Source organism: Agrobacterium sp. SUL3, from assembly GCF_001263295.1.
Lineage (GTDB): Bacteria > Pseudomonadota > Alphaproteobacteria > Rhizobiales > Rhizobiaceae > Agrobacterium > Agrobacterium tomkonis.
Genome location: NZ_KQ414499.1, coordinates 251,362 through 264,928 on the forward strand (window position 1 = coordinate 251,362; position 13,567 = coordinate 264,928).

The following is a 13,567-nucleotide window of genomic DNA, read 5'->3' on the forward strand; positions in this document are numbered from 1 at the left end:
AACGGCCAACAAAAAAGCGCGGGCAGAACCCGCGCTTTTTTGTTGCAGCAACGCTCGAAGCATCACGCCGCGCTGTCTATTTCCTCCGCGCCATTTGTCGGCACGTAGTTGAGTACCGGCCCGAGCCAGCGCTCCACCTCTGTGACCGGCATATCCTTGCGGCGCGAATAGTCGAGAACCTGGTCCCGCTCCACCTTGGCGACACCGAAATAATAGCTCTCGGGATGGCCGATATAGATGCCGGAGACGGAGGAGCCCGGCCACATGGCATAACTTTCCGTCAGTTCCACACCCGCCGCATTGGTGGCGTCGAGCAGGGCAAACAGCGTCTTCTTTTCGGTATGGTCAGGCTGCGCCGGATAACCGGGTGCAGGGCGGATACCGGCATAGGCTTCACCAATCAGTTCATCGCCGGCAAAAGCCTCTTCCGGTGCATAACCCCAGAATTCCTTGCGCACCCGCTCATGCATGCGCTCGGCAAAGGCTTCCGCGAAACGGTCGGCCAGCGCCTTGACGAGAATGGACGAATAATCGTCATTCGCCCGCTCGAAACGCTCGGCAATCGCCACTTCCTCGATACCTGCCGTCACCACGAAGCCACCGACATAATCGGCAACGCCGCTATCGACAGGTGCCACGAAATCCGACAGCGCCACATTCGGGCGTCCATCGCGCTTGGAAAGCTGTTGGCGCAGCGTGAAGAAGGTGGCGAGTTCTTCGCCGCGGCTTTCATCCGTGAACAGCCGGATATCGTCGCCCACCGTATTGGCTGGCCAGAAGCCGATCACCGCCCGCGGCCGGAACCACTTTTCCTCAATGATCTTCGCAAGCATCGCCTGTGCATCGGCATAAAGCTGCCGCGCCGCTTCGCCCTGCTTTTCGTCTTCAAGGATCGCAGGGAAACGGCCCTTCAATTCCCAGGTCTGGAAGAACGGCGTCCAGTCGATGTAACGGGAAAGCTCCTCCAGATCATAGGTCTCAAACACCTTGGTGCCGAAGAATTGCGGCTTGACGGCGCTGTAGCTCGACCAGTCGATCTTGTGCGCGTTCTCACGGGCGCGGGAAAGCGGCAGACGCTGCTTTTCGCGCTCGTTGCGGGCATGGGCTTCCGCCACCTTGGCATATTCGCTGCGAATACCATCGATATAAGCAGGCTTCTGCTCGGCCGAGAGAAGCGCCGAGACAACACCCACCGCACGCGAGGCGTCGGTCACATAGATCGCCTGCCCCGCCTCGTAACGCGGATGGATTTTCACCGCCGTATGCACCCGGCTGGTCGTTGCGCCACCGATCAGCAGCGGAATGTCGAAACCCTGCCGCTCCATCTCGGCGGCCACATGCACCATTTCGTCCAAAGAGGGCGTGATAAGACCGGAAAGGCCAATCACATCCACCTTTTCGGCAATCGCCGTTTCAAGAATTTTCGTCGTCGGCACCATGACGCCGAGATCGATGATCTCATAATTGTTGCAGGCGAGAACGACGCCGACGATGTTCTTGCCGATATCGTGCACATCGCCCTTCACGGTCGCCATCAGCACCTTGCCGGCGGCACTGCGCTCGGAGCCGCCATTCAGACGCTTTTCCTCTTCCATGTAGGGAAGCAGCACGGCCACTGCCTGCTTCATCACGCGGGCGGATTTCACCACCTGCGGCAGGAACATCTTGCCCGAACCGAAGAGATCGCCGACCACGTTCATGCCGGCCATCAGCGGCCCCTCGATGACGTGAAGCGGACGGGCGGCCTTCTGGCGCGCCTCTTCCGTATCGGCCTCGATATAGTCGGTGATGCCGTTGACCAGCGCATGTTCCAGCCGCTTCTCGACGGGCAGCTCACGCCAGGAAAGGTCCTGCACCTTCGTATCCTTGGCGCCCGTGCCACGGAAACGCTCCGCCACTTCAAGCAGACGCTCCATCGCATCGTCGCGGCGGTTCAGCACCACATCTTCGCAGGCGTCGCGCAGTTCGGCATCGATATTGTCGTAAACCGCAAGCTGCCCGGCATTGACGATGCCCATATCCATGCCGACCTGAATGGCGTGGTAGAGGAACACGGCGTGCATCGCCTCACGCACCGGTTCATTGCCGCGGAAGGAGAAGGACAGGTTGGAAACACCGCCGGAAATATGCGTCAGCGGCATGGTTTCGCGGATGGTCTTAGTGGCCTGAATGAAATCCACGCCGTAATTATTGTGCTCTTCGATACCCGTCGCGACGGCAAAGACGTTGGGGTCGAAGATGATGTCTTCCGGCGACAGGCCCGCCTTCTCTGTCAAGAGCTTGTACGCGCGCGAGCAGATCTCGACCTTGCGCTCATAGGTATCGGCCTGCCCGACCTCATCGAAGGCCATGACCACAACCGCCGCACCGTAATTATGGACGAGCCGCGCCTGCTGGAGAAACTTCTCCTCGCCTTCCTTCAGCGAAATGGAATTGACGATCGATTTGCCCTGAACGCATTTCAGGCCGGCCTCGATGATCTCGAACTTGGATGAGTCGATCATCACAGGCACGCGGGCAATATCCGGCTCGGCGGCGATGAGGTTCAGGAACTCCACCATCGCCTTTTCGGAATCGATCAAGCCCTCATCCATGTTGATGTCGATGATCTGCGCACCGTTTTCCACCTGGTCGCGGGCGACAGCCAGCGCCGCCGTATAATCACCGGCGGTGATGAGCTTGCGGAAGCGAGCCGAGCCGGTGACGTTGGTGCGTTCGCCGACATTGACGAAAGGAATGTCCTTGGTCAGCACGAAAGGCTCGAGGCCCGAAAGCGACATGAACGGCTTGTGCTCGGGAATTTCGCGCGGCTTGTAACCTTTGACAGCCTCCGCAATCGCGCGGATATGCTCCGGCGTCGAACCGCAGCAACCGCCGACGATATTGACGAGACCGTCGCGGACAAAGCCTTCCACCTGACGCGCCATCATCTCCGGCGTTTCGTCGTACTGGCCGAATTCATTCGGCAGGCCGGCATTGGGATAAGCGCAGACGAAGGTATCGGCCACGTCAGACAGTTCCTGCAGATGCGGACGCATGGCATCCGCACCCAGTGCGCAGTTCAGGCCGATGGTAAAGGGGTTGGAGTGGCGCACCGAGTTCCAGAACGCGGACGGCGTCTGGCCGGAAAGCGTGCGGCCGGAAAGGTCGGTGATCGTGCCCGAGATCATGACCGGCAGGCGGATGCCCTTGGCCTCGAAACGCTCCTCGCAGGCGAAGATCGCCGCCTTGGCGTTCAGCGTATCGAAGATCGTCTCGATGAGGATGATATCGGCCCCGCCGTCGATCAGACCGTCGATCTGCTCGCCATAAGCGATACGCAGGTCGTCGAAACTGACGGCGCGATAACCGGGATTGTTGACATCAGGCGAAATGGAGGCCGTGCGGTTGGTGGGGCCGATGGCGCCCGCCACGAAACGGCGGCGGCCGTCCTCCCGCTCGGCGCGCTGGGCGGCACGACGGACAATCGCTGCGCCCTCGCGGTTGAGGTCGTAGACGGCATTTTCCATCTCGTAATCGGCCTGCGCAATGCGCGTCGACGAAAACGTGTTGGTTTCGAGAATATCCGCACCCGCCATGGCGTAGCGATAGTGGATTTCCTCGATTGCATCCGGCTGGGTCAGGATCAGAAGGTCGTTATTGCCCTTCTGGTGACAGGCACAGCCGATAAAACGGTCGCCACGGAAATGGTCTTCGTCAAAACCCAGCCCCTGGATCTGCGTGCCCATGGCGCCATCGAGAATGAGGATGCGTTCGCTTGCGGCCTCGCGCAGCGCCTTGAAAATTTCCGCGCCGTCGCGCTTTGCCCCTTCAGGGCCAAACAGGTCGTCAAACACGGGCACACTCCTCATTTCGATTTGCAAGATCGCAAGCCGTCAAGTCACATAAAGATATGTTTATGTCAATATATCTTCAAGGGACAGGCATAGCTTTGCGTCGTTGCGGCAGACTACGAAATTTCACTGACAGATGACAGGTTTATACGGCAAGGATATAAGCCAAGGCAGCAAACCGCATGGAGGACGAAATGCCCGAGGAAGATCACAACAGCCGCAACTGGAACACCCTTCCTTGGCACCGCCAATGGCTGGTGAAACAGGCCGAAGGACTTTTCGATTTCTTCCAGTATCGCGCCGTGAATTCCGCCGGCGGCTTTTTCGACCTCGATCCCAAGGGCGCGCCGCTGCAGAAAAATGACCCCGTGCGCGGCATTCACGCCTCGGCCCGCATGGTGCACTGCTTCTCCATCGGCCATCTGCTCGGCCGGCCGGGCTGCGGCGATATCGTCGACCACGGCATGACCTATCTCTGGAACAAACACCGTGACAGTGAGCATGGCGGTTATTTCTGGCAGGTGAACGATGCCGGCCCGGTGGACGCCACCAAGCAGGGTTACGGCCATGCCTTCGTGCTTCTGGCCGCCTCTTCCGCCAAGACCGTCGGGCATCCGCTGGCCGACCGGATGCTGGCCGATATTACCGAGGTGCTGGAAACCCGCTTCTGGGAAGAAAAACACGGCGCCATCGCCGAGGAATTCAACCGCGACTGGTCGCCCATCGATAATTATCGCGGCCAGAATTCCAACATGCACCTGACCGAAGCGCTGATGGCCGCCTATGAGGCGACAGGCGACAGCAACTATCTCAGCAAGGCCGAACGCATCGCCGATCTCGTCATCCGCCGCCGCGCCGGCGAACTGGACTTCCGCGTGCCGGAGCATTTCGACGAGAACTGGACGCTGGACAAGGAGTATCGCGGCAACGAAATGTTCCGCCCCTCCGGCTCCACCCCCGGCCACTGGCTGGAATGGGCACGTCTCATCCTGCAATTGTGGGTGCTGGGCGAGCGCCGCCACGACTGGATGCCGGTGGCCGCAAAATCGCTATTCGTGCAATCCATGGCGCTCGGCTGGGACCGGGAAAAGGGCGGCTTCTTTTACACGCTCGACTGGGACGACAATCCGGACAAGACGGCAAAGCTCTGGTGGCCGATGTGCGAGGCGGCGGGTGCTGCCCACTTCCTGAACGAAAACCTGCCGGCGGACCCCTTTTACGAAGACAGCTATCGCCGCATCTGGAGCACCATCTCCAACAACTTCATCGACCATGACAATGGCGGCTGGCACGAGGAACTGACGGAAAATCTGGTTCCGGCGCATACATTGTTCCCCGGCAAGGGCGATATCTACCACGCGCTTCAGGCCTGCCTCATCCCGCTTTTCCCGGCCACGGGAAGCCTGACGAAGGTGATTGCGGAAACCGGCGGTGATTATTGAGGCGCGTTGCGGCCAATAGCCCTTCTGCCGTCATGCTCGGGCTTGTCCCGAGCATCTGCAACCTATCTGCCGAACGCAACGTGGTTAGATCCTCGGCACAGGGCCGAGGATGACGTCGCGTATAAAGCAACCCTCAAAAGCCGATGGTTTCCTCGAAATCATCCCAGGACTGGTACATCTCATATCGGCCGATACCGGGGATCGGCACATGCCCGTAATAGGGCGAAAGCTGGAATTCGGCCGCCGCCTCGCCCTTGCCGGCCACGGCTCCCACATAGATTGCCGAGGCAAGCCCCGTGCGGTTGGCGCCATGTTCGCAATGGATAAGGATGGGTTTTTCCGCATTCTGCAGCACGGCCACCAGCGTTTCCGCATCTTGCGGCGAAAGCTTTTCGCTTGAACTCATCGGATAATCGACCAGCCGGATACCGTTTTTCTTCGCCGCCTGGCTTTCGGCGTCATACCAGCCCTCGCGCTTTTCATCGCGCAGGTTGATGATGGTCTTTATGCCGTAAGCCTTTGCATAGGTTGCGATATCCTTGCCGCTCGGCTGGGCTGAACGATAAAGTTCGCCGGGGATGACCTCATGAAAATTTCCGGTCAGCTGGCCGATACCCATATGTGCGCCCGCCAGAACCGGCAGGCCGACAAGGCCGATGGCCGTGATTTTCAGAAACTTCAAAATAATACGCAAAACATCAACCCGCGACATTCATCGGACGGTGGCGAGATGGCATTGCAAACCGGCAAAAACAAGTCCGCCACCGGCCAAACAGGCAGCCGCTTGGCAGGCAATCGGCTGATGGCCCGCACAGATCCGCTGCACCGCAAGGGTTTTCACGCCGCTGCGCGGCAGAGGTGGAGTTTTCAAAATGCCGTGATGGCCGCACCCGCGACCGGCGGTTCAATCAAACTCAGCCGAAATAACGGTAACGCGCCATTCCAGCCGTTGGGGTTCCACTCTTTCATTGTTGCGCAACCGGAAAGCGCGGCATGCGGCGAAAGTCTCCCCCGCCTCGATGCGCCTTTCGCTGACCTGATAGGGATCAAAGGCGACGGAGGCGCGAAAGGCGGGCTCGAACCCTTCGAGCGTATAGGTCAGGCGCTGTACCGCGACATTGTTGTCGTTGCGGAAACTGACGCGAATGGGCAAAGCCGGATCCGGGCAGGCGGCATCGAAACTGGCTGTCGCAATGACATGGCCGAGCCGCTGGCTGCCACGCCACCAGTCATAAATGACAAAGGCAGCGGTCGCGCCCCAGATCAGCAGCAGGCAGATGACGACGGGTTTGAGATGCCGCGGAAATGCGATGAGGGTCAGAAGAAGAACGGCACTGAGAACGGCTCCGACGATCACGTCGCCCCTCCCTCATAAAAACAAACCCGCATGCGATCCTGCCCTCCCTTACCCATTTCCGTCCATGGCGACCCGGCGTGACAACAACGGTTCAACCGCTCACCACATCCTTTCCGATGTGAAGCGGCTGAGCGCCGAAGCGGCGGTCCTGCCACGGACAGGCACAACTCTATGGTCGTGCCCCCCGCTGTCAAGACAACCAAGCGTGACACCGGACAGCCAGTTCGCCGGCCCGCCGACAGAAAGACAAAGGGAACCAAACACCGCTGAAGACGTTCGCCGCATCACAACAGCATGGCGGGGCGAGAAAAAACGCCGCGATCCGGGCACGACAGTCAAGAACACCGGAGGACACAGCACCTCTTGGAACTGCCAGGCCCGAGACCATATTAAATGCGACTAATATATGCTATAGACGACAGTAGCTCAGGGAGAATAACGATGAAAACGTTGATCGTAACGTCACTTCTGGCCCTTTCGGCCAGCACCGCAATGGCCGCGGATGCCGTCTACGAAACGCCGGCACCTCCGGTCGCGCAGGAAACCCTGCCGGTCTTCACCTGGTCTGGCCCCTATCTTGGTATTCAAGGCGGCGCGGGCTGGGCGAATGGCGATTTTTCGGCTGGCGGTCCCGTCGCTTCGGATAATTTCGATGGCGGCATTCTGGGTGCCTTTGCCGGTTACAATTACCAGTTCGATAATAATTTCGTCGTCGGCATCGAAGGTGATGTCGATTATAACTGGAATGACAATGACTATGCCGGCGTGCAGATCGGCACCGACTGGCAGGGCTCCGTCCGCGGCCGCGTCGGTTATGCCTTCGACCGCGCCCTGCTCTACGGCACTGCCGGCTGGACAGCCACACGTGGTTTCATCGAAACCCCCGGCGCCGGCAAGGACAGCACCACGTTCAACGGCTTCACCGTTGGCGCGGGTCTCGACTACGCCTTCACCGACAATGTGTTCGGCCGACTGGAATATCGCTACAACGATTATGGCGACAAGGACATTTTTGGCGTCAATACCGATTTCGACCAGCACACCGTCAAGGTGGGTCTCGGCGTGAAATTCTGATCCTTCCCAACCAGCTTCAGCAAGAAAAAGCCCGGCCCTTCGCCGGGCTTTTTCTTGGCCAAAAGAACAATGCCCGCCTCAACCTGCCGACTTTAGCGATGCCAAAAACATGAACCCCTCAACAACGAAACATTCACAAACCGTTCAGCAGACCCGTGCCATCATGCGGGCATAATGAGCCTCTATCTCCCAAGGCAGGCTTATGGAGTAGCCCCCGATGAAAAAGATCATTCTTTCCACCCTTGCCGCGCTGGTCGCCACCGGCAGCGTCTTCGCATCCTACGGCACCGCCGCCGCGCAGGATTATCCCTATCGTCCGCGCTACGACCGTGGTTATGACCGTGGCGGCCCGCCCCCGCCGCCCTACCGCGAACATCGCCGTCACAATGACGGCGCAGCAATCGCCGGTGGCCTTGCCGCAGGCGTCATCGGCGGCCTGATCGGCGGCGCCATCGCCAACGGCAACAACAACGCCCCCCGCTACTACGAACCCCCGCCGCCGCCCCGCCCGCGCTGCTGGTTCGAAGACCGCCGCATTCCCAATTCCTATGACGGCGGCTGGCACACCGAAAGCATGCGGGTCTGTAACTGACCGCATGGCCAAAAATTCACAACGGATGATCCGATCAGTCTGAATGGCTGGTCGGATTTTTTGTTGTATGGAGCCAAAAGTGCCGAAGATGGCGATGATCAACGAAATATCGATTCGCCCCTGCGGAATATCGCCAGTTCATTGGAAATATGAAAGAAAATGGTGGGCCTGGAGAGACTCGAACTCCCAACCAAGCGGTTATGAGCCGCCGGCTCTAACCATTGAGCTACAGGCCCTTATCGGAACAAGGTGATCCGAAATACCGGTTTCGCAATGGTTCGAATCCGGTGGGTCACGCTCTAACGTAATTTTTATAGCCCGACAAGCCATTGATGCTTTCGCAAGGCAGCGCCGCCGTATTAGCTACACAATCTAAGGCAATACCCTGCAAAGGGACACAATCAACGAGGAAACACCATGACAACAAAAAAGGCCCGCCTTTTCGCACTCACCGCTTTGACCGCAGCAGCAATGGTGCCGCTGGCAAGCCAGGTGCTTGCGCAGGACGCCAACCCGCGCGAAGCCACCATCAGTGTTTCCGGCGAAGGCCAGGCGGCCATTGCCCCTGATATGGCTATTCTCTCCTTCAGCGTCGTCAAGCAGGCGGAGACGGCAGCTGCCGCGCTCACGGAGAATTCCAAGGCACTCGCCGATGTTCTCAAAGCGCTGAAAGAAGCCGCCATCGAAGACCGGGATCTGCAGACCAGCAATTTCTCGGTACAGCCGCTTTACAAGCATTATGAGCCCAAGGACGGCGTTTATGTTGCGCCTGAAATCACCGGTTATCAGGTTTCTAACGGCCTGACCGTGCGGGTGCGCGACCTGAAGAAGCTCGGCGCGATCCTCGATACCTCCGTCAAGCTTGGTATCAATCAGGGCGGCGATATCACCTTCACCAATGACAAGCCGGAGGCCACTGTTACCGAGGCCCGCAAGCAGGCCGTGGCCGATGCTATCGCCAAGGCAAAAACGCTGACGGAAGCGGCAGGCGTGAAGCTCGGCCGCGTCATCCAGATCAGCGAAAACTCACAGCGCCCGATGCCGATGCCAGCCGGCGCGATGCGCGCTTCGATGATGAAGGAAGCCGACAGCGTGCCGATCGCTTCGGGTGAGAACAATTACAGCGTGGTGGTCAACGTCACCTTCGCCCTAGACCAGTAAGAACAATGGAGGGGCGGCACCTGCGTGTCGCCTCTCGCCCATACTTAAAATCCGGCCATCGGCCGGTTAAAAAAGAAATGCCCCTCGCCTGCCTTTCCGGACAAGCGAGGGGCATTTTTTACCCATCCGGCGGACGGGGATGTCACCGGATCGATATTGTCCGCTTTAGCGGCGGATGACCGGGCAGCCACGCTCATTGGCGAAGACGATGCGGTCACGGCCCCGACGGTCGAAGCCTGCAACCACAACGCGGCGCGGCGACACATCAACAACGCGGGCACGGCGAAGACCCATGCGGCTTGCCTTTTCTTCCGCAAAGCGCGGCGAGCAACCAAAGCGCGGGCGATCGGGACGACCCCAGCCGCGGCCTCTGTCATGGCCATAGCCATCCTGAACCTGAACTCTGAACTGAACATCCGAGCCAGCCGAAGCCGCAGGAGCGGTGGCGGAGATGCCGCCGAAGGCAATGAGAGCGGCAAGGCCGGCTTTTGCGAAGGTGTTGAACATGAACTCACTCCATTTGTTCTTCGCCGGCAGGGAACGTCCCTCAGCGATTGACGAGACCCTAGCCCCACCCGTCTGAATATTAACAGAACCGCATGTTCAGCAGGGGTTCATTGTTATTAACGGGAAAACACACATTCCCTAACGGAATATCAGGCGGAAATATGCAGCACGATTTCGCGGCGGTGCGGCCGGTCGCGGTGCTCGAAAAGATAAATCCCCTGCCAGGTGCCAAGCGCAAGCCTGCCCTGCCCGATCGGCACGCCGATCGAAACCGCAGTCAGTGCCGATTTGATATGGGCAGGCATATCATCAGGGCCTTCCAGCGTGTGGGTGACCCAGCGCATCGAGGCATCGTCCGAAGGCGGCACGAGGCGGGAGAAGAACACCGAGAGATCGCGCCGGACATCCGGATCGGCATTTTCCTGGATAAGCAGCGAGCACGATGTATGCCGCACAAAGACGGTCAGCAAGCCTTCGTCCACGCCGCTCTCTCTCACGAAACCCTTGGCCTCGGATGTAAACTCGTAGAGCCCCTGCCCATGGGTGGCGATGGTTATTGTCTTCTGCGGCACATTTTTTCTTTCAAACAGGCTGGAACAAAATCGACGTTGCAAACGTTACGCCATGTCAAATTCTACCCGATGGGGGTAGAGATAAAACAATAACGTGACGGCGGGCCGTAACAACTAACGGAAAAGCGGCGTCACGGTTGCAAGAAAACGGGGAAGGGTTGGCAATATCAGAATGAACTATTCAGGCTTCCCCGTCCCTCGACGAACAGAATATTTTCAGCGCAAGACAAGTACCAAGCCAGGCACAGGGTGCGAAAGACGTATTCATGGCATCCACTGACTATCAAGTCGACCTGACCAATTGCGATCGCGAACCCATCCACATTCCAGGTTATATTCAACCGCATGGCTGTCTGATCGCCTGCGACAATTCCCTGCGCATGGTTCTGCGTCATTCGGAAAACTGCCGCGACATTCTGGGCATTGAGGGCGATCTGAACGGCAGGACTGCCGAAGAGGTGCTCGGTAAAGACCTCGTCCACGATCTTCGCAACGCGCTGACTGTAACCGGCAGAACCACGCGCCCCGCCATGCTGCCCAACATGCAGATGAGCGATGGCCGCAGCTTCGATATTGCTCTGCACCGCTACAAATCCACCACCATCATCGAGTTCGAACCATCGCAAAGCGAAACGCAGCCGCTTGGCACGGCGCGCAAGATGGTGGATCGCATCCGTGAGGCTGACAGCGTCGAAAGCCTGATTTCAAGAACGACCCGGCTGATAAAGGCGACGTTGGGTTATGACCGGGTGATGATCTACCGTTTCGAGGATGACGGGGCCGGCAAGGTGGTGTCAGAGGCAAAGCAGCCGGACCTGGAAAGCTTTCTCGGACAATATTTTCCGGCCAGCGACATACCGCAGCAAGCCCGGGCGCTTTATCTCAAGAACACGCTGCGCATCATTTCCAATGCCAGCGGCGCGCGCGTTGCCATCCTGCCTGCTTTCGATGCCTCCGGCGAACCGCTCGATCTGTCCTTCGCGCATCTGCGCAGCGTCTCGCCCATCCATTGCGAATATCTTCGCAACATGGGTGTCGGCGCTTCCATGTCGATTTCGGTGATTGTCGATGGTGCTCTCTGGGGCCTCATCGCCTGTCACCATTATTCTCCGCGTGTGCTGACAATGCCGGTCAGGATCGCCGCCGAAATGTTCGGAGAGTTTTTCTCCATGCATTTGCAGGTTCTGAAGCAGAAACGCCGGCTCGATACCGTCAACCACGCCCATGCAGCACTTGACCGCTTCCTGCGGCTTGCCGCTCATCACACCAACATCGAAGAATTGCTGATCGACAGTTTCCAGGATTTCGCCGATCTGATGCCCTGCGATGGCGTCGGGCTCTGGGTCGGCAACAACTGGCACGGCCATGGCGCAACGCCGCCACAGGATGCCATTCCACGGCTGGCGCGCTTTGTCGCCTCGGCTTCGGAAGGTAAGGTCTGGGCCACCCATGCCATGTCGCAAGCCATACCGGAAGCGGAAATCTATGCCGGCACCGCCGCCGGGATGCTCGCCATTCCGTTGTCGCAGGTCAAGAACGACTACCTGCTGTTTTTCCGCAAGGAGATCGTGCAAAATCTGAACTGGGCAGGCAATCCCGAAAAATCCTATGAGACCGGGCCGTTAGGTGACCGTCTCACCCCCCGCAAGAGCTTTGCAATCTGGAAAGAAACCGTTCGCCTGCAGGCGCAGCCCTGGTCGGAGGCAGACCGGGAAATTGCCGAAGCGGCCAGGATTGCGCTTGTTGAGGTCGCCTTCCATCACAGCGAGCTGATGGCCGGCGAAAGGGAGCGCGCGGAAGTGCGCCAGCGCATGTTGAACGAGGAGCTTAATCACCGCGTCAAGAATGTTCTGGCCATCATCAAGTCGCTGGTCGGCAATCCCTCGCAGGAGGGCAAGACGCTGCAGGAATATGTCACCGCCTTGAAGGGTCGCATTCAGGCGCTGTCATTCGCCCATGACCAGATCATTCGCGGTGAAGGCGGTGGCGCGTTGCGCGATCTGCTGGAAGCTGAACTGTCGCCGCATCGTTCGCCGGAAACGGCGGTGAAACTTGCAGGCCCGCAGATCACGCTCGATTCGCGCGCTTTCTCCGTCATGGCTCTGGTTCTGCATGAACTGGCGACGAATGCCGCTAAATACGGTGCGCTTTCGCAGACCGGCGGGCAATTGCACGTACACTGGGATGTCAACGAGAACCGCGATTGCGAAATTCAATGGCGTGAAACCCTGCCGACCAAGCTGCCGACGCCGTCGCGCGCCGGTTTCGGCACGGCGCTCATCAGTCGCAGCATTCCTTATGATCTCGGCGGACGCAGCACGATGCGATATCTGCCGGACGGGCTGGAGGCGGACATTGTCCTGCCCTCCCGCCACGTTTCATCGGCCGCGGCGGCTTCCACCGCAAAAACCGAGGAAGAAATCGCGCCGCAGGCCAGACGTTACAATCGGGAGGAACCGTTGAAGATATTGCTTGTCGAAGACCAGATGCTGATCGCCATGGATGTCGAAAACATGCTGGAAGACAACGGCATCAAGACGATCGAAACGGCAACCTCATCGGCGATGGCGATCGAAAAGCTGAAGAGCTACATGCCTGACGTCGCCATCCTCGACATCAATCTCGGTTCCGACACCTCGATCCCCGTCGCCCGTGAACTCCACCGCCGCGGCGTCCCATTCCTGTTCGCCACCGGTTATGCGGATGGCAGCATGGTGCCGGACGAATTCGGCAACGTGCCGGTGATCAGGAAGCCTTATGATGAGGATGCACTGATGGCTGGCATCGGGCTTCTGGTGGGGGATGCGGAGCGGGTGTGAGGTAGCTCTTTAAGCACGCACCCCTTGCAGCCACATGGAGTGCGACACGATGCTTCCCGGCTGGTGTATCGGGAGGCCGTTTTTCCGGCGCTTCCTTCCCTCATCTCTGTGCTTGTCACAGAGATCCAGCCAGCCCAAGTCCTTGGGCTGAAATGACTCTCTTCGCCGCGCGGACGCGCGTCGGCTGGATTCCTGTGACAAGCACAGGAA

General features: G+C 59.0%; 10 protein-coding genes and 1 tRNA gene. 5 read left to right on the plus strand and 6 right to left on the minus strand.

Annotated elements, in window-relative coordinates:
* Positions 1-62 precede the first annotated feature (62 nt).
* Positions 63-3,836, minus strand: coding sequence for a methionine synthase (metH, locus tag AKG12_RS05045; RefSeq protein WP_052818040.1), 3,774 nt, complete (start codon positions 3,834-3,836; stop codon positions 63-65).
* A 179-nt stretch (positions 3,837-4,015) separates the two neighbouring features.
* On the opposite strand from metH, the gene AKG12_RS05050 reads away from it, so the two are divergent.
* Positions 4,016-5,275: an AGE family epimerase/isomerase gene (locus AKG12_RS05050; protein ID WP_046798018.1), complete on the plus strand. Its 1,260-nt coding sequence runs from the start codon at positions 4,016-4,018 to the stop codon at positions 5,273-5,275.
* A gap of 133 nt (positions 5,276-5,408) precedes the next feature.
* On the opposite strand, the gene AKG12_RS05055 is transcribed toward AKG12_RS05050, so the two are convergent.
* Entirely contained in the window at positions 5,409-5,969 is a 561-nt protein-coding gene (locus AKG12_RS05055) for a dual specificity protein phosphatase family protein (RefSeq protein WP_052818352.1), read from the minus strand.
* 210 nt (positions 5,970-6,179) lie between these two features.
* On the minus strand, positions 6,180-6,632 hold the full coding sequence (locus tag AKG12_RS05060) for a hypothetical protein (protein ID WP_046798017.1): 453 nt from the start codon (positions 6,630-6,632) through the stop codon (positions 6,180-6,182).
* A gap of 441 nt (positions 6,633-7,073) precedes the next feature.
* Here AKG12_RS05060 and AKG12_RS05065 point away from each other — a divergent pair, with 441 nt between their 5' ends.
* Entirely contained in the window at positions 7,074-7,706 is a 633-nt protein-coding gene (locus AKG12_RS05065; RefSeq protein ID WP_052818041.1) for an outer membrane protein, read from the plus strand.
* Positions 7,707-7,923: 217 nt separating this feature from the next.
* Positions 7,924-8,298: a hypothetical protein gene (locus tag AKG12_RS05070; protein WP_052818042.1), complete on the plus strand. Its 375-nt coding sequence runs from the start codon at positions 7,924-7,926 to the stop codon at positions 8,296-8,298.
* A 160-nt stretch (positions 8,299-8,458) separates the two neighbouring features.
* On the opposite strand, the gene AKG12_RS05075 is transcribed toward AKG12_RS05070, so the two are convergent.
* A tRNA-Ile gene (locus AKG12_RS05075) sits at positions 8,459-8,534 on the minus strand.
* 181 nt (positions 8,535-8,715) lie between these two features.
* Here AKG12_RS05075 and AKG12_RS05080 point away from each other — a divergent pair.
* The gene (locus AKG12_RS05080; protein WP_046798014.1) at positions 8,716-9,459 is read left to right on the plus strand and encodes an SIMPL domain-containing protein; all 744 of its coding nucleotides are present in this window, start codon (positions 8,716-8,718) and stop codon (positions 9,457-9,459) included.
* A 165-nt stretch (positions 9,460-9,624) separates the two neighbouring features.
* On the opposite strand, the gene AKG12_RS05085 is transcribed toward AKG12_RS05080, so the two are convergent.
* Together AKG12_RS05085 and AKG12_RS05090 are read right to left on the minus strand one after the other, a co-directional pair.
* Positions 9,625-9,966 (minus strand): hypothetical protein, encoded by a 342-nt coding sequence (locus AKG12_RS05085; protein WP_046798013.1) that lies wholly within the window; start codon positions 9,964-9,966, stop codon positions 9,625-9,627.
* Between the two features lie 149 nt (positions 9,967-10,115).
* Complete coding sequence (locus AKG12_RS05090; protein WP_046798012.1) at positions 10,116-10,538, minus strand: secondary thiamine-phosphate synthase enzyme YjbQ; 423 nt, start codon at positions 10,536-10,538, stop codon at positions 10,116-10,118.
* Positions 10,539-10,804: 266 nt separating this feature from the next.
* Between AKG12_RS05090 and AKG12_RS05095 the strand changes: the two genes are divergently transcribed.
* On the plus strand, positions 10,805-13,357 hold the full coding sequence (locus tag AKG12_RS05095) for an HWE histidine kinase domain-containing protein (protein WP_052818043.1): 2,553 nt from the start codon (positions 10,805-10,807) through the stop codon (positions 13,355-13,357).
* Positions 13,358-13,567: the final 210 nt, after the last annotated feature.